Genomic DNA, 16,238 nt, shown 5'->3' with positions numbered 1-16,238 from the left:
ATGAAAAGTCTTAAAAAGCAACGGCGTATCCAGATCATCGGCGTCGCGGTCGTGGCGCTTGTGCTGTCCACGGCGCTGATTGGATATGCCATGCGCGACGGGATCAACTTTTTCCGCGCGCCCAGTCAGGTGATCGCCGAACCCCCCGGCCCGACAGAGGTTTTCCGCATCGGTGGCCTGGTTGAAGAAGGCAGCCTTGTGCGCGGGGATGGTCTGACGATCCGCTTTTCCGTGACCGATGGCGGCGCGGCTGTGCCTGTGACCTACAGCGGTGTATTGCCCGATCTGTTCGAGGAAAATCAAGGCATGGTTGGGACAGGGCGTTACATAAACGGCACCTTCGAAGCGACTGAAATCCTTGCCAAACATGACGAGACCTACATGCCGAAAGAGGTCGTCGACGCCCTGAAAGAGCAAGGCGTTTATGTTGCCCCCGAGGGGTGATGCGTACGGGCCTGCCGGGTTTCGTTAACATCTGAGACGTCATTCTTGCAGCAGTGCAACCTGCAAGAAGGGCCAATTTGATGCAAACTGTTGAGGAAATTGCAAAGTCCATCGTCGCGCGTGAGGGGGGCTTCGTGAATGACCCCGATGATCCGGGCGGGGCAACGAACCACGGCGTCACCATCCACACGCTGCGTCGGCTGGGGCTGGATGTGAACCGTGACGGCGCCGTAAATCTCGCCGATGTTCAAGAGCTTACTCAAGATCAAGCGACCGAGATATTCATCACCCACTACTTCCACAAACCCAAGATCGCGCAGCTGCCCAGTCCGCTCCAGCCCTCCGTTTTCGACATGTACGTGAATGCGGGGGCGAATGCGGTGAAGATTCTTCAGCGATTGTTAAGAGATATGGGGTTTGATGTGGCTGTGGACGGGGTCCTTGGACCGCAAACGCTTGGCGCTACGGGGCGCGCCTATGCCGCTGCACCTGCGCAGATGGTGGACGCCTACGCCGTGGCGCGGCGCAACTATTACTTTGGGCTGGCGGATCAGCGCCCCGCAAGTCGCAAATACGCCCGCACGAGGGCCGGAAAGAAAGGAGGATGGATCAAACGGGCAGAGGAATTTATGTCGCCGCGGTACCATCTGAGCATCCGTGACTTTAACGAAAGGGTCGCGGCATGGGGATGATTGATACCGCGCTTGCGTTGGTCTTTGGTGACGGCCGCAATGTGGTGCGCGACACGGTCGAGGTATTTCGCGCCAATGCGGAAAAGACGGCCGGCCGTGATGCGACCGCGCGGGAACAGGCTATGGTGCAATTTGGGGCGGAATTCGCTGTGCCCCGCAAGGGACGGTTTGACCGTTTCATGGACGGGCTGAACCGGCTTCCGCGTCCAGCGCTGGCGCTTGGGACCTTGGGCTTGTTCATCACGGCGATGGTTGACCCGGTCTGGTTTGCCAGCCGGATGCAGGGCGTGTCGCTGGTGCCAGAGCCGTTATGGTGGCTTCTGGGGGTTGTCGTGTCCTTCTACTTTGGCGCGCGGCATCAGTTAAAAACACAAGAGTTCCAACGCTCTATCGCGCGCACCATTGCGCAGACACCAACGGTGATGCGACATATCAAAGAGCTGGAAACGCTGCGTGTTGATGGTGTTGAAGAAGGGGCCCTGCGGGATCTGGAAGGCGTATCTAGCGCAGTGCGCGACAGATCGGACAACGCGGCGCTTGCGGACTGGCGCAGGGTTGCAGGGTAAGGGGGGCCTGCGACGCTTTGCTGCGCACAGTCGTGTGATTTCGCGGTGAATCGGCATGGTATGGGGCGGAGCACCGCTCTATGATCGGGGTATGATTACAGAGCTCGGACATTTCGCCCTTATCCTCGCCTTCGGCGTTGCCATCGTTCAGATGGTCGTGCCCCTGATTGGTGCCCATAAACGCTGGCCGGGTTGGATGGCCGTGGCAGAGCCCGCCGCCGGGGCGCAATTCGCCCTGACATTGCTGGCGTTTGGGGCGTTGATGTGGGCCTTTGTCACCTCTGATTTCTCGCTGCGATTGGTGGTGTTGAACAGCCACTCGATGAAGCCGCTTTTGTATAAAATCAGCGGTACTTGGGGCAATCACGAAGGCTCAATGCTGCTGTGGGTGCTCATTGTCTCGCTATTCGGGGCGATGGCCGCGTGGTTCGGGGGTAATCTGCCGCCGACTTTGCGGGCGCGGGTTCTTTCTGTGCAAGCCGCAATCGGTGTGGCGTTTTTTGCCTTCATCCTGTTCACATCCAACCCGTTCTTGCGGCTGGCGACGCCACCTTTTGACGGGCAGGATCTGAACCCGCTTCTGCAGGACCCCGGGCTCGCCTTCCACCCTCCGTTTTTGTATTTGGGGTATGTCGGCCTTTCGATGACCTTTAGCTTTGCCGTTGCCGCCTTGATCGAAGGGCGGATTGATGCTGCTTGGGGCCGGTGGGTGCGCCCTTGGACCTTGGCGGCGTGGGTGTTTTTGACGATCGGCATCGCTCTCGGGTCCTGGTGGGCCTATTACGAACTTGGCTGGGGCGGGTTCTGGTTCTGGGATCCCGTTGAAAATGCTAGCTTTATGCCCTGGCTTCTGGCGGCGGCGCTGCTTCATTCCGCCATCGTTGTGGAAAAACGCGAAAGCCTGAAAAGCTGGACGATCCTGCTTGCGATCCTGGCTTTTGGCTTCTCGCTGATCGGGACGTTTATCGTCAGGTCCGGGTTGCTAACCTCGGTCCACGCCTTTGCGAATGACCCCGAACGCGGCGTGTTTATCCTGATGATCATGGCGTTTTTCATGGGCGGTGCGCTGGTTCTGTTCGCGGCGCGCGCTAGCGCGCTAGAGGCGAAAGGCGTGTTCAGCATGGTCAGCCGAGAGTCGGCTTTGCTGGTAAATAACGTACTGCTCGCCGTTGCCTGTTTCGTGGTGTTCATTGGCACGATGTGGCCGCTGCTGGCCGAAATGTTCTTCGACAGAAAATTGAGCGTTGGCCCCCCGTTTTTTAACGCCGCCTTTACGCCTTTCATGATTATGCTGGGGCTGATCCTACCGATCGGGTCCGCGATGCCTTGGAAGCGTGCGGTGATTTCGCGGGCGCTAAAGCCGCTACGCTACGCCTTTGTATTGGCGATTGCGATTGGGGGGCTGGCCTACGCGATGCAGTCGGGGCGCAGCTTGCTGGGTCCGCTCGGGTTGTTCTTGGGCGCGTGGATCGTGATGGGCACCGTGGTTGACCTGTGGGGGCGCACGGGGCGCGGTAGCAACCGGCTGCGCCGGCTTGGGCGGTTGCCGCGTGCGGATTGGGGCAAGATGGTGGCCCACGCCGGCCTTGGGGTGACCATGGCGGGGGTGGCTGGCCTGACAGCGTGGTCGATTGATGACATCCGCGCCGTTCCACTGGGGGAATCCTACGATGTGGGGCGCTATACCGTGCAGCTGGACGATGTCACCCAGGGCCAAGGTCCGAACTATACGGCGACGACCGGCAGCGTGACATTGTTCCACGACGGGGAAGAGATTGCGCAGTTGCGACCGGAGAAACGCTTCTATCCCGTGGCGCAGATGCCCACGACCGAAGCGGCGATCGACTATAATCTGCTGCGCGATGTCTATGTCGTGATCGGGGATGAACAGGCAAATGGTGGCTGGGTGGTGCGCACCTATGTCAAACCGCTGACCAACTGGATTTGGATCGGCTGTGCGCTGATGGCCCTTGGTGGCGTGTTAAGTCTTTCGGACCGGCGCTACCGCGTTGCGGCAGGGGCGGCGAAATCAAAACCGGTGCCTGCAGAATGAGGGCGCTCATCCTCGCCCTGATGTTGCTTGTAGCACCTGTGCTATCGGTTGCGCCGACCTGGGCCGTGCAGCCGGACGAGGTGCTCTCGGATCCTGCGCTTGAACAACGCGCGCGGAGCTTGTCGAAAGGGTTGCGTTGCCTTGTGTGCCGCAACGAAAGCATCGACGAAAGCAACGCCAGCCTTGCGCGCGACCTGCGTATCCTGCTGCGCGAACGTCTGGTGGCTGGCGATAGCGACGAAGAGGCGGTCGCTTATATCGTCGACCGCTATGGTGAATATGTCCTGCTGAACCCGCCTGCGCGGGGATCGACCTGGGTGTTATGGGCGGCAGGGCCACTCATGCTGTTGATCGCGGCGGGGGTCGGGTTTGGCTACCTGCGCGGTCGTGCGAAAGCACCGTCCGCGGAACAGGCCCCGCTCAGCGCGCAAGAACAGGCGCGGCTGGACGACATTCTGAAGCGATAACGCGGGGTTTCACTGGCGGTGGCCTGTCGTATGGGTAAGGTGCGGGGAAAATCTAGATGAGGAACCCGCGCCATGGACTATCAAACCCTTACCTATGAACTGACCGACGGGCTGGCCGTGGTCACCATGAACCGCCCCGACAAGATGAACGCATTGACCACGCAGATGCGGGCAGAGATCGAGCACGCGTTTACCCAAGCGGGCAAAGACGCGCGTTGTGTGGTCATCACCGGTGCCGGTCGTGCGTTTTGCACCGGTCAGGATCTTAGCGACAGCAGCAGCAAGGGCTCGCTGGATCTGGAACGCACCCTGCGCGAGGAATATGGCCCCATGCTGCGGGCGATCACCAACTGCCCTGTGCCAACGATCGCCGCGGTCAATGGTCCTGCGGCGGGGGCAGGGGCGAACCTTGCGCTGGCGACGGATGTGGTCTTTGCGACGGAATCTTCCTATTTTCTGCAAGCATTTACGCGCATTGGTCTGATGCCCGATGCGGGCGGCACCTATACGTTGCCCCGCCAGATGGGCACGGCCAAGGCTATGGGCGCGGCCGTGTTCGCGGATAAAATCTCTGCCCGTCAGGCGGATGACTGGGGGATGATCTGGGAAGCGGTGGCCGATGCCGAGTTTGACGCCCATTGGCGTGCCAAGGCGGCGCATCTGGCGCAAGGTCCGACCGCAGCCTATGCTGCTGCCAAGAACGCCATTCGCGCAAGCTGGGACAACACGCTGGAGGATCAGCTGTCGCTAGAGGCGCAGGAACAAGGGAAATGCGGGCAATCACGTGATTTCAAAGAGGGCGTGATGGCCTTTATGCAGAAACGCCCCGCGAGCTTCGAGGGCCGCTAATCCCGCTAGACCGAGCGTTCGACCAGCAACACATCATCGGGGTTGAGGGTCGGACGCGAGGCGCTGGCAACCACGGCCACCGCTATCCCGTCTGCGAGCACCGTGTGAACGCTGCCTGACACTTGCTTTACCGTGATCCGCGGTGGTGTCTGGCCCTTGTCATAGACCACCGCGATCTGGTCACATTTCTGTTCGATATCATGTACGAACGATCCCTGCGGCGCGGGGTGATGCCGTGCGGTCTTGCAGCTTAGACTGGTCGCGTTATCCCATTGCAGGCGAGGCCGAGGGTCGTTCATCCGGTCATCCTTTCCGCGGGGGGCAGCGGGCGTATTGGGGCTGCTGTGCATTGCACAGGGTAAACCTGCCCTGAATTGACGATGAATTTGGGATGATCGGGGCGGTTGGTCAATCAATTTTGGCCATTATGCCCAGCTCGGAAACAACAACACAAAACTGCCATATTTCGGACCCTATGGTTTCGAAATGGGGAAAAGTGAGTTGAAACAGTGAGCTGGAAAGAGGCGCTTTGATCACGGGGCGCTTGTGGGCGGTGTTTCAGGTGATTCTCTTTGTCCTGCGTTCCAAGCAGCAGCAGCCCACCCTGAAACGCAAAACGCCCCGCCGTGAGGGCGGGGCGTTTTGACTAATGTACTGACATTCAGCGCTTTTCGATATCCACATAGTCGCGTGGTGTTTCGCCAAGATACAGCTGACGGGGACGCCCGATTTTCAGCTGAGGATCGCTGATCTGCTCTTTCCACTGCGAGATCCAGCCAACGGTCCGTGCCAGCGCAAAGATCGGCGTGAACATCGACGTGGGGAAACCCATCGCTTCGAGGATGATGCCCGAGTAGAAATCGACGTTCGGGAACAGCTTTTTCTCTGCGAAATACGGATCTTCCAGCGCCTGTTTTTCAAGCTCTTTCGCGACCTGCAGGATCGGGTTGTTTTCGACACCCAGCAGCTCAAGCACTTCGTCCGCGCTTTCTTTCATCACGGTCGCGCGTGGGTCGTGGTTCTTGTAGACGCGGTGACCAAAGCCCATCAGGCGGAACGGGTCGTTCTTGTCCTTGGCGCGGGCGATGAACTCAGGGATGCGGTCCGGTGTGCCGATCTCTTTCAGCATTTCCAGACATGCCTGGTTCGCCCCACCATGCGCCGGCCCCCAAAGGCAGGCGATGCCAGCAGCGATACAGGCAAAGGGGTTCGCCCCAGAAGAGGACGCCAGACGCACGGTCGACGTCGATGCGTTCTGTTCGTGGTCCGCGTGCAGCGTAAAGATGCGGTCCATCGCGCGGGCAAGGATCGGGTCGACGACATAATCCTCGGCAGGGACGGCGAAACACATGCGCAGGAAGTTACCGGCATAGTCTACGTCGTTGCGCGGATAGATGAACGGCTGACCGATGGTGTACTTATAGGCCATCGCGGCAATCGTCGGCATCTTGGCGATCAGACGGATCGTTGCCACTTCGCGCTGGTGCGCGTCGTTGATGTCGGTGCTGTCGTGGTAGAAGGCAGACATCGCGCCCACAACGCCGACCATGATCGCCATCGGGTGTGCATCACGGCGGAAACCACGGAAGAAGTTGATCATCTGTTCGTGGATCATGGTGTGGTTGGTCACCAGATTTTCGAACTCTTCCAGCTGCGCGGCAGAGGGCAGTTCGCCATACAGCAGCAGGTAGCACACTTCGAGGTAGTGAAATTCGCTGGCCAGTTGGTCGATCGGATACCCACGGTGCAGCAACACGCCTTCGTCACCGTCAATGAAGGTGATCGTGCTGTCACAGGCCGCTGTCGAGGTGAAGCCAGGGTCATATGTGAACACATTCGCCTGAGAGAACAGCTTGCGGATGTCCATGACATCCGGGCCCGCCGACGGGGAATAGATCGGCAGTTCAAAGCTGTTCCCGTCGATGGTCAACGTTGCGGATTTTGTACTTTCGGCCATGAAGTCCCTTCCTATCGTTTTATCGACGTGCGTTATGCCGTCGACTGGGGAGATACCGAAACGGTCCGCCCCTCAGTTATTGTTGAGCATATCAGGAATATGCTTTTGCATATCTTAGATAGCCGCATCGTTTAAACGGGCAAGGCTTTCGTCACGCCCAAGTACCAGCATCATATCGAAAACTGATGGGGTTGCTGCCCGCCCGGCGAGTGCTGCGCGCAGCGGCCCCGCCAGTTTGCCGAATTTGGTGTCCCGAGCGGCGGCAAAGCCGTTCAGCGCCTCCTCCAGCGTTTCTCTGTCCCAAGTAACATTCTGCAACTGCGGCGTCAATTCAGTCAGCATACCACGGGATACATTGTCCAAGTGCTTGTCTGCCTTCTCGTCCGGTTGGATGGGGCGTTCGGCGAGGATAAACTCAGCTTTTTCAAGAAGATCAGGGAATTTCTTCGCGCGATCCTTTAAGCAATACATCGCCCGCTCCAGCCCGTCAGCTTGCGCATTTGTGAGCGCGGGCAGACCGGCTGCGGTCAAATAGGCCTCGATCTCGTGCCGCAATGCAGCATCATCCGCCGCGGCGATGTGCTGCCCGCAGATGTTTTCCAGCTTCTTGAGGTCGAATTGCGCGGGGCTTTTGCGGATACCGTCCAGATCGAACCATTCTTGCGCTTGGGCGTCGGTGAAGAATTCGTCGTCCCCATGGCTCCACCCCAGACGGGCGAGGTAGTTGCGCATACCGGCCGCGGGAAAGCCCATGGCCTGATATTCCTGCGCGCCCAAAGCGCCGTGACGTTTCGACAGTTTCTTGCCATCCGCGCCGTGGATCAGCGGAATATGCGCCCAGACCGGTACGTCCCAGCCCATGGCGTTGTAAATCATCATCTGGCGCGCGGCATTGTTGAGGTGATCATCCCCGCGGATCACATGGGTCACGCCCATGTCATGGTCATCAACAACAACGGCCAGCATATAGACGGGCGTACCATCGGAACGTAACAGCACCATGTCATCAAGCTGGTCGTTCCCGATCACCACGTCGCCCTGCACCGCGTCGCGGATGACGGTTTCGCCCGTCAGCGGGGCCTTGATCCGTACGACATAGGGGGCGTCGGGGTGCGTTTCGGGCGCGGCGTCACGCCAGGGTGATTGGTACAGGGTGCTGCGCCCCTCGGCCTTGGCTTGATCCCGGAACGCGGCGATTTCTTCTTGCGAGGCAAAGCACTTATAGGCCTTTCCTTCGGCAAGAAGTTGTAGCGCCACCTCGGCGTGGCGGGGGGCGTTTTCGAACTGGCTGACCACGTCACCGTCGTGATCCAGACCCAGCCACGCCATGCCCTGCAGAATTGCTTCGGTTGCCTCGGGGGTGTGGCGCTGGCGGTCGGTGTCTTCGATACGCAGCAGGAATTTACCGCCCCGACCGCGTGCATACAGCCAGCTGAACAGCGCCGTCCGCGCGCCGCCGATGTGCAGATAACCGGTAGGAGACGGGGCGAAACGGGTAACGACAGGCGTTGTCATGGGCGGAGGATCCTTTGCAGCAGAAGTTCACGGAAAACGCCCGTTCGGGGTGCCGTTTATCATTTGCTAACTCCTTTGGAGATAGCGTCCCCGACTATCTACCCAGTGCAGAGAACGGGGGCAAGTATGGGGCTGTTGTCCTATATGGCGCAGAGCATGCGCGCACAGCGGGGGCATCTGATCGGCTGGGTGCCGGTGTGTCTGGCCGTGGGGATCGGCAGCTATTTTGCGCTGCGGGTTGAGCCTTCGCTGACCGTTCTGCTTTGGGTCGCGGGCGGGGCGGCGCTGCTGGGGGCTGCGGCCTTTCTGGCGGGCGAGGTCGCGGGGCCTGTTTTGTTGGGCGCGGCCTTGGTGTTGCTCGGTTTTGATCTGGCGGCGTGGCGGGCCCATGCTGTCGGCGGGCCGGTGCTGGGGTGGCGCTATTACGGCCCGATCGCGGGGCGCGTCGTGGCGGTGGATCGCAGCCAGTCCGACGCCTTGCGGCTGACGCTGGATCGGGTTGTGCTGGAACGGGTCTCTGCGCCTCGGACGCCGCTGCATGTGCGCGTGTCCTTGCACGGCGACAGACGCTTTGACGCGGATATCACGCCGGGGTTGGGGGTGATGACCACGGGGCATCTGTCGCCGCCAAGCGGTCCGGTCGAGCCTGAGGGCTTTGATTTCCAACGGCATGCATGGTTCGCGGGCTTGGGCGCTGTGGGGTACAGTCGCACCCCTTTACTGGCGGCGACACCGGCTGAGGCGGGGCATAGCGGGCTGGCGGTCTTTCGGGCGCGCATGGCGGCCTCGGCCCGGATTTAGCGGATCTTGCCGGGTGATATCGGCGGGTTTGCCACGGCGATCACCACCGGCGACCGCAGCGCCATCAGCCAGGACGCGCTGGAGGATCTGCGTGCCAGCAACCTTGCGCATCTACTGGCGATCTCGGGTTTGCACATGGGGTTGCTGAGCGCGGTGGTCTTTGGCGCGTTGCGGATCGTGCTGACGTTGGTGCCGTGGATCGCGCTGCGCTGGCCCACGCGCAGTATCGCAGCCGCTGGGGCGCTGGTGGCGGCCAGTGGCTATCTGCTGTTGTCGGGGGGTAACATCGCAACCGAACGCGCGTTCATCATGGTCGCCGTGGCCCTTGGCGCATTGATCATCGGGCGACGGGCGCTGACCCTGCGGGCCGTGGCGATTGCAGCCACGGTCGTATTGGTCCTTCGGCCAGAGGCATTGACGGGGCCGGGGTTCCAGATGTCCTTTGCCGCTACCACGGGGTTGGTTGCGATCTTTGGCTGGTTGCGCAACGCCGAGGTCTCACTTGGGCCGAAGTGGCTGGCACCGGCTGTGGCGACGGTGATCTCCTCGGCTGTGGCGGGGGGCTTTACCGCGCCCATCGGGGCGGCCCATTTCAATACGATCGCGCAATATGGCTTGGTCGCGAACCTGCTCTCGGTCCCGCTGATGGGGGTCTTGGTGATGCCGGCTGCGGTGGCGGCCTTGGTCATGGCACCGCTGGGGCTAGAGTGGATCCCCCTGCAGATCATGGGCGCAGGGTTGCGCTGGATCTTGCTGGTCGCGCAGGGCGTGGCAGAGATCGACGGTGTGCAGGGGCATGTGGCCGCCCCCGGCCCCTGGGTGCTGCCGCTGCTGGCGCTCGGGTTTTTGTGGCTGTTGCTGTGGCAGGGCTGGTTGCGGTTTGCCGGTCTGGGGGCCGTGATTGCGGCGGGGGTATTGTGGCACGGGGCAGAGCGTCCGACGGTGCTGATCTCGGACACCGGCAGTCTGGTGGGGGTGATGACCCCCACGGGCCGTGCGCTGAGCAAGGCAAAAGGCGCAGGCTTTGTCGCGCTCAACTGGCTGGAGAATGACGGCGACGGCGCCGATCAGGTCCAGGCCGCAGCGCGTTGGCCCACAAGGTCAAAGATCGGGGGACAGGAGGTGGTCCACCTGTCCGGCAAGCGCGCGCGGGCGGCGTTCGGGGCGTGCCGTGCGGATCAGATCATCGTGCTGTCAGTTGTGCCCGATCCGCCGCTGATGGGCGGCTGCGATGTGTTTGACCCCGACCGGTTGCGATCCTCGGGGGCAGTCGCACTCACCCTCGACAACGGGCGGGTCACAATGCAAACGGCCCGCCAAAAGGCGGGCACGCGGTTGTGGACGGCATGGCCCAAGGACAGGCCGCCGCGGTAGCAAGCATCAGTAGGTGCGGATCAACCCGACCAGACGTCCCTGCACCTTGACCTTATCCGATGGCAGAACCCGCGTTTCATAGGCGGGGTTAGCGGCTTCCAACGCGACAGAGCTGCCGTGACGGCGGAATTTCTTGAGCGTCGCCTCGTGGTCTTCGACCAGCGCAACCACGATATCCCCATCATCCGCGACAGAGGTTTCGCGGATGATCACCACGTCGCCATCGTTGATCCCTGCGTCGATCATGGAATCACCCTGCACCTCCAAAGCGTAATGTTCGCCGCTGCCGCTGATCATCCCGCCGGGGACGGCGACGGATTGGGTCATGGTGCTGATCGCCTCGATCGGGACACCGGCGGCGATCCGGCCCATCATCGGCACATCAAAGGACGACGCGCTGACCGGCTGCGCGGCAGAAGGGGGCGGACCATCGGGGCGGTCGCCGTCAATCACGCGCGGGGTAAAGCCCGCACCGGAAAGGCTGCCCAAGCTATCGGGCAGTTTCACCACCTCTATCGCGCGGGCGCGATGCGCCAGGCGGCGGATGAATCCGCGTTCCTCCAGCGCTGTGATCAGACGATGGATGCCGGATTTGGACCGCAGATCAAGCGCTTCTTTCATCTCGTCAAAGCTGGGCGGCACGCCGTCGCGCTGCACACGTTTGTGAATAAAGGCCAGCAGATCGAGTTGTTTCTTGGTCAGCATCCGGACATTCCCCGTTTCTATTTGGGGTTTGTTCTAGGGATGTTCCTGTTTTGTGTCAACCGTCAGAGGGGAATACAGCCTATGATCTCTCCGGCTGTGCGGGCCCCATCTTGGGGCGGGCGGACCATCAGGACATCGGCGCGCGACAGGATACCCAGCAGCGAACTGTCCTGATTGTCTTCGGGCAGGACGGCACCGTCACGGAGCATCGCACGCATATAATGTTCGCGTGGCCCATTGGCGGGCAGATCGACGCCAAGCGGCAGATCGATCCGTGCGGCGGGCGCGGCGGGCAGGCCTAGCATCTTGCGCAGCACCGGCACGACAAAGACCGTCCCGCAGACCATGGCCGACACCGGATTGCCGGGCAGGCCGATCATTGGGACATCACGCAGCCGCCCCGCCATAAGAGGTTTGCCGGGGCGCATCGCGACTTTGTAGAAAGACTGGTCCATCCCCATTTGGGCAGCGACGGGGGCGACCAGATCGTGGTCTCCGACAGAGGCACCGCCGATGGTGATGATCAGATCGGCATCCTGCGCCATGGTGAAGGCTTGGGTCAGCGAGGGCACCGTGTCGCGGGCAATCGGGATCATGCGGCACTGCGCGCCATGTTGTTCGAGCAGGGCGGCCAGTCCATAGGTGTTGGAGGCGATGATCTGGTCGGGGTTCGGCACCTCGCCGGGTTGCACCAGCTCGTCCCCCGTGGCGATGATTGCGACGCGTGGTTTGGCATAGACCGGCACCGTCGCCACATTCATCGACGCCAGCAGCGCGATATCGGCAGGGCGCAGCAGACGCGGCGCATCCATCGTGTCGCCTGCATGGAAATCCCCACCGGCGGGGCGGATATTGGTCTTGGGGCCGATGTCATGGCCCAGCATGATCAGATCGCCACGACGGGTCGTATCCTCTTGGATCACAACGAAATCAGCGCCTTCGGGGACAGGGGCACCGGTAAAGATGCGCACGGCCTGACCGGCCTTGACCACACCGTCAAACCGATGGCCCGCCGCCGCTTCGCCGATGACCTTGAACATTGCGTCGGGCTCGACCTCTGTCTGGCGCAGGGCATAGCCATCCATAGAGGAGGCCGCGAAAGGTGGCTGGGTGCGGATGGCAACAACATCGCGCGCCAGCACACGGCCCGCGGCCTGACGCAGCGGGACCGCTTCCACTTCGGTGGCGGTGACGAGATCAAAGAGATGCGACAGGGCGTCGCTGACAGAGATCATTCTGCCTCGTATCGGCCCGATTTGCCGCCGTCTTTCAGCACGACCCGCAGGCCGCCGATTTCCATACCTTTGTCCACGGCCTTGGCCATGTCATAGACAGTCAGCGCGGTGACAGAGGCGGCGGTCAGCGCCTCCATCTCGACGCCGGTCTGTCCGGTGGTCTTGACGGTCGCGGCGATGCGCAGACCGGGCAGGTCGGCATCGGGTGTCAGTTCAACCGACACTTTGGTGATCGGCAGAGGGTGGCACAGCGGAATCAGATCGGCGGTGCGTTTTGCAGCCATGATCCCCGCCAAACGGGCTACCCCCATGACATCACCCTTTTTGGCGCGTCCTTCGGTAATGATATCAAAGGTTTCGCGCAACATCTTGATGTGGGTTTCCGCAACGGCCACCCGCGACGTCACGGGTTTGTCCGACACGTCGACCATATGCGCGTCACCCTTACCGTCAAAATGCGTGAGCGCCATTACATGCCCCCCGGCCGCAGCGGTGTGGCCAGCAAGTTGCGGGTTGCGACCTCTACATCGTCCTGACGCATCAGGCTTTCCCCGATCAGGAATACCCGCGATCCGTATTTCGCCATATCGGCCAGATCTTCGGGCGTGTTCAGCCCGCTTTCCGATACGATCATCTTTTCCACATCCACATGTTTCGACAGGCGGCGCGTGGTATCAAGCGTCGTCTCGAAGGTTTTGAGGTTGCGGTTGTTGATCCCCATCATGCGGCTTTTCAGCACGGCGGCGCGGTCCAGCTCTTCCTTGTCATGCACCTCGATCAGCGCGTCCATGCCCCATTGGGCGGCGGCGTCCTCAAGCTCGATCGCTTGGGCATCGCTGACAGAGGCCATGATGATCAGGATACAGTCAGCCCCAAGCGCGCGGGCTTCGGCGACCTGATAGGGGTCGTACATGAAATCCTTGCGCAGCACGGGCAGGGTGCAGGCCTCGCGGGCGGCGACAAGATATTCCTTGGCCCCCTGAAAGCTGGGCGTGTCTGTCAGCACCGACAGGCAGGTCGCGCCACCGGCGGCATAGGCAGCGGCCAGTGTGGCGGGGTCAAAATCGGCGCGGATCAACCCTTTTGACGGGCTTGCCTTTTTGACCTCGGCAATCAGCCCGTACCCCTCGCGCGAGGCGTCGAACAACGCGTCGGAAAAGGGGCGCACGGGCGAGGCGGCGCGCGCCTCTGCCTCTACGGCCTCAAGCGGTTTGGCGGCCTTGTCGGCGGCGATCTCTTCCAGCTTGTAGGCTTTGATCTTGTCTAGGATGGTGCCAGTGTTGGTATCGGTCATGATGTCTCCGGTGTTGCCCAGTTTATGGCCGCTTGGCCTTGGGCGTGCAACCAGTCATTGCAGCGCGAGAAGGGGCGTGACCCGAAAAACCCACGCCGCGCGGACAGGGGCGACGGGTGCGGGGTTTCAAGTTTGAAGTTCGGTCCCCCGTCCACATCCCGCGCGGCTTTTTGGGCATGCGCACCCCACAGCAAATAGGCGCGGGGACGGTCGGCCAAGCGGCCAAGAATTTGCGTGGTCAGCTGCTGCCAGCCCAGTTTCCCATGGCCGCCTGCGTCCCGCGCAGGCACGGTCAATGTGGTATTCAACAACAGCACGCCCTGATCCGCCCAGAACCGCAGATCGGCATCCGGTGGGCACGCGCCGATGTCATCCACCATTTCCTTATAGATATTGGACAGCGAACGGGGCAGCGGTTTGGTATCGGCGCTGGCGGAAAAGGCAAAGCCGTGGGCGTGGCCGGGGGTGGGATAGGGGTCTTGCCCCAGGATCACCACGCGCACCGCGTCGGGCTGGGTATGTTCCAGCGCGGCGAAAACCTGCGGTCGGTGCGGCAGCGTCTCGCGCGGGTCCGCGGCCAGCGCTGCGGCGATGCCGGGCAGGGTATCGTCAAAGAATGCAAGGTCGCGCCAGGCTCCGAGGCGCGACAAGTCAAAACGGCTCATGCGGTCTGGGTGATCCGCGCGACTTGGGTGATCCTGTCACGGGCCGCACCGCTGTCGATGCTGTGGCGTGCCATCTCTACCCCCGCTTTCAGATCGGGCGCGGCATCGGCCACGACCAGCGCCGCAGCCGAATTGAGCAAGACCGCATCGCGGTAGGCCGAGGGGGTTCCGTCCAGCAGTGCGTTGAAATCACGTGCGTTTTCTTCGGGTGAGCCGCCGACGATATCCTCGAACGGATGGACCGGAAGGCCCGCGTCTTCGGGCGTGATCTCGAATTCGGAAATGGTGCCATCAGGGTTCAGCGCGGCGATCCAGCTGGTGCCGGTGATCGTCAGCTCGTCCGTCCCGTCGGAGCCATGCACAAGCCACGCTTTTTCAGAGCCAAGCGCGCCAAGTGTTTCGGCCATCGGGCGGATCAGATCGCGGCGATAGGCCCCGGTCAGCTGCCGTTTGACGCCCGCAGGGTTGGTCAGCGGGCCGAGGATGTTGAAGATCGTGCGTGTGCCCAGTTCGGACCGTGTGGGCATGACATGGGCAATCGCGGGATGGTGCATTGGGGCCATCATAAAGCCGATGCCCGCATCGCGCAGGGCGGCCTCGACCACCTTGGGCCCGACCATCACCTTGAGCCCCATCTGCGTCAGCGCATCCGCCGCGCCGGATTTGGACGACAGGTTGCGGTTGCCATGTTTCGCCACCACGACGCCCGCGCCGGCAACGACAAAGGCCGTCGCGGTAGAAATATTCAGCGTGCCCTTGCCATCGCCGCCGGTGCCCACGATGTCCATCGCGCCCTCGGGGGCGGTGACGGGATTGCATTTGGCGCGCATGACATGGGCGGCGGCAGCATATTCATCCACCGTCTCGCCACGGGTGCGCAGGGCCATCAGGAAGCCACCGATCTGGCTGGGGGTCGCTTCGCCCTCGAACAGGATCTGGAACGCGGTCTCGGCCTGATCGCGGGTCAGCGGGCCATTGGCGGCCGCATCGATCAGAGGTTTCAGAGCATCGCTCATGCGGGCACCTTTACGTTGTTCAGGAAGTTTTGCAGCATCTGGTGACCGTGATCCGAACGGATCGATTCCGGGTGGAACTGCACGCCATGCAGCGGCAGGTCGCGGTGCTGCAGGCCCATGATCGTGCCGTCCTCAAGCTCTGCCGTGATCTCAAGGCAGTCGGGCAGGGTGGCGCGGTCAACGATCAGCGAATGATAGCGTGTCGCGGCAAAGGGCGATGGCAGCCCCGCAAAGACGCCCTGACCCTTGTGGTGCATCATGCCCATCTTGCCGTGCACGATTTCGCCCGCGCGCACGACCTTGCCGCCGAACGCCTGACCCAGCGTCTGATGGCCAAGGCACACACCCAATAGCGGCGTGCTTGTTTCGGCGGCGGCTGCCGTCAGCGCAAGGCAGATGCCCGCTTGATCCGGGTCGCAGGGGCCGGGCGACAGGATGATCCCCGCGGGGTTCATCGCCATCGCGGCCTGCACGTCGATCTGGTCGTTGCGGCGGATTTCGACTTCGGCCCCGAGGTCACCCAGATAGTGTACGAGGTTGTAGGTGAAGCTATCGTAGTTATCTATCAAGAGCAGCATGCGGCAATTCTTTGTATTGGGGCAGGG

16 protein-coding genes and 1 pseudogene are annotated in these 16,238 nt (G+C 61.8%); 7 read left to right on the top strand and 10 right to left on the bottom strand.

Features of this window, described 5'->3' with window-relative positions; translation table 11 throughout:
- The 6 genes from ccmE (at position 1) to SJY36_RS09530 (ending at position 5,071) form a co-directional block, all read left to right on the top strand.
- A complete protein-coding gene (gene ccmE / locus SJY36_RS09555) occupies positions 1–444 on the top strand; it encodes a cytochrome c maturation protein CcmE (protein ID WP_005853870.1) in 444 nt (147 codons plus the stop codon).
- Between the two features lie 80 nt (positions 445–524).
- Positions 525–1,136, top strand: a complete 612-nt coding sequence (locus SJY36_RS09550; RefSeq protein WP_386174594.1) for a holin-associated N-acetylmuramidase — start codon at positions 525–527, stop codon at positions 1,134–1,136.
- On the top strand, positions 1,127–1,702 hold the full coding sequence (locus SJY36_RS09545) for a holin family protein (protein ID WP_386174592.1): 576 nt from the start codon (positions 1,127–1,129) through the stop codon (positions 1,700–1,702). The genes SJY36_RS09550 and SJY36_RS09545 overlap by 10 nt, the downstream gene beginning before the upstream one ends.
- Before the next feature lie 91 nt (positions 1,703–1,793).
- The gene (locus SJY36_RS09540) at positions 1,794–3,755 is read left to right on the top strand and encodes a heme lyase CcmF/NrfE family subunit (protein ID WP_286760109.1); all 1,962 of its coding nucleotides are present in this window, start codon (positions 1,794–1,796) and stop codon (positions 3,753–3,755) included.
- Positions 3,752–4,222 carry a cytochrome c-type biogenesis protein gene (locus SJY36_RS09535; RefSeq protein WP_243250358.1) on the top strand — a complete coding sequence of 157 codons (471 nt, stop codon included), beginning with the start codon at positions 3,752–3,754 and terminating at the stop codon, positions 4,220–4,222. Before SJY36_RS09540 ends, SJY36_RS09535 begins: the two co-directional genes overlap by 4 nt.
- Positions 4,223–4,294: 72 nt before the next feature.
- The gene (locus SJY36_RS09530) at positions 4,295–5,071 is read left to right on the top strand and encodes an enoyl-CoA hydratase-related protein (RefSeq protein ID WP_386174587.1); all 777 of its coding nucleotides are present in this window, start codon (positions 4,295–4,297) and stop codon (positions 5,069–5,071) included.
- Between the two features lie 5 nt (positions 5,072–5,076).
- Here the strand turns inward: SJY36_RS09530 and SJY36_RS09525 are convergent, their stop codons facing one another.
- From SJY36_RS09525 to gltX, 3 genes are all read right to left on the bottom strand, one after another.
- Positions 5,077–5,370 carry a hypothetical protein gene (locus SJY36_RS09525; RefSeq protein ID WP_005853859.1) on the bottom strand — a complete coding sequence of 98 codons (294 nt, stop codon included), beginning with the start codon at positions 5,368–5,370 and terminating at the stop codon, positions 5,077–5,079.
- Positions 5,371–5,732: 362 nt separating this feature from the next.
- Positions 5,733–7,028: a citrate synthase gene (locus tag SJY36_RS09520; RefSeq protein ID WP_386174584.1), complete on the bottom strand. Its 1,296-nt coding sequence runs from the start codon at positions 7,026–7,028 to the stop codon at positions 5,733–5,735.
- A gap of 114 nt (positions 7,029–7,142) precedes the next feature.
- A complete protein-coding gene (gltX, locus tag SJY36_RS09515; protein ID WP_009824811.1) occupies positions 7,143–8,543 on the bottom strand; it encodes a glutamate--tRNA ligase in 1,401 nt (466 codons plus the stop codon).
- Positions 8,544–8,669: 126 nt separating this feature from the next.
- Between gltX and SJY36_RS09510 the strand changes: the two are divergent.
- Positions 8,670–10,718, top strand: a pseudogene (locus SJY36_RS09510) (ComEC/Rec2 family competence protein).
- Between the two features lie 6 nt (positions 10,719–10,724).
- On the opposite strand, the gene lexA reads toward SJY36_RS09510, so the two are convergent.
- The 7 genes from lexA to SJY36_RS09475 all read right to left on the bottom strand — a co-directional run bounded on the left by lexA (position 10,725) and on the right by SJY36_RS09475 (position 16,211).
- On the bottom strand, positions 10,725–11,423 hold the full coding sequence (gene lexA, locus SJY36_RS09505) for a transcriptional repressor LexA (RefSeq protein WP_005853849.1): 699 nt from the start codon (positions 11,421–11,423) through the stop codon (positions 10,725–10,727).
- Between the two features lie 62 nt (positions 11,424–11,485).
- On the bottom strand, positions 11,486–12,658 hold the full coding sequence (gene glp / locus SJY36_RS09500; protein ID WP_386174581.1) for a gephyrin-like molybdotransferase Glp: 1,173 nt from the start codon (positions 12,656–12,658) through the stop codon (positions 11,486–11,488).
- Positions 12,655–13,128, bottom strand: coding sequence for a cyclic pyranopterin monophosphate synthase MoaC (gene moaC / locus SJY36_RS09495; protein ID WP_037944424.1), 474 nt, complete (start codon positions 13,126–13,128; stop codon positions 12,655–12,657). The genes glp and moaC overlap by 4 nt, the downstream gene beginning before the upstream one ends.
- Positions 13,128–13,952 carry an indole-3-glycerol phosphate synthase TrpC gene (gene trpC, locus SJY36_RS09490; RefSeq protein WP_386174578.1) on the bottom strand — a complete coding sequence of 275 codons (825 nt, stop codon included), beginning with the start codon at positions 13,950–13,952 and terminating at the stop codon, positions 13,128–13,130. The genes moaC and trpC overlap by 1 nt, the downstream gene beginning before the upstream one ends.
- Positions 13,949–14,617, bottom strand: coding sequence for a uracil-DNA glycosylase (locus tag SJY36_RS09485; protein ID WP_386174575.1), 669 nt, complete (start codon positions 14,615–14,617; stop codon positions 13,949–13,951). The genes trpC and SJY36_RS09485 overlap by 4 nt, the downstream gene beginning before the upstream one ends.
- On the bottom strand, positions 14,614–15,633 hold the full coding sequence (gene trpD / locus SJY36_RS09480) for an anthranilate phosphoribosyltransferase (protein ID WP_386174573.1): 1,020 nt from the start codon (positions 15,631–15,633) through the stop codon (positions 14,614–14,616). The genes SJY36_RS09485 and trpD overlap by 4 nt, the downstream gene beginning before the upstream one ends.
- Positions 15,630–16,211 carry an aminodeoxychorismate/anthranilate synthase component II gene (locus SJY36_RS09475; RefSeq protein WP_005853838.1) on the bottom strand — a complete coding sequence of 194 codons (582 nt, stop codon included), beginning with the start codon at positions 16,209–16,211 and terminating at the stop codon, positions 15,630–15,632. The genes trpD and SJY36_RS09475 overlap by 4 nt, the downstream gene beginning before the upstream one ends.
- Between the last annotated feature and the right edge of the window lie 27 nt (positions 16,212–16,238).

The sequence above is a fragment of the Sulfitobacter sp. R86518 genome (genome assembly GCF_042466275.1).
In the GTDB taxonomy this organism is placed as follows: Bacteria; Pseudomonadota; Alphaproteobacteria; order Rhodobacterales; family Rhodobacteraceae; genus Sulfitobacter; species Sulfitobacter pontiacus.
Note: the sequence above shows the minus strand (reverse complement) of the source record. Positions and strands in the feature narration are given on the sequence as shown.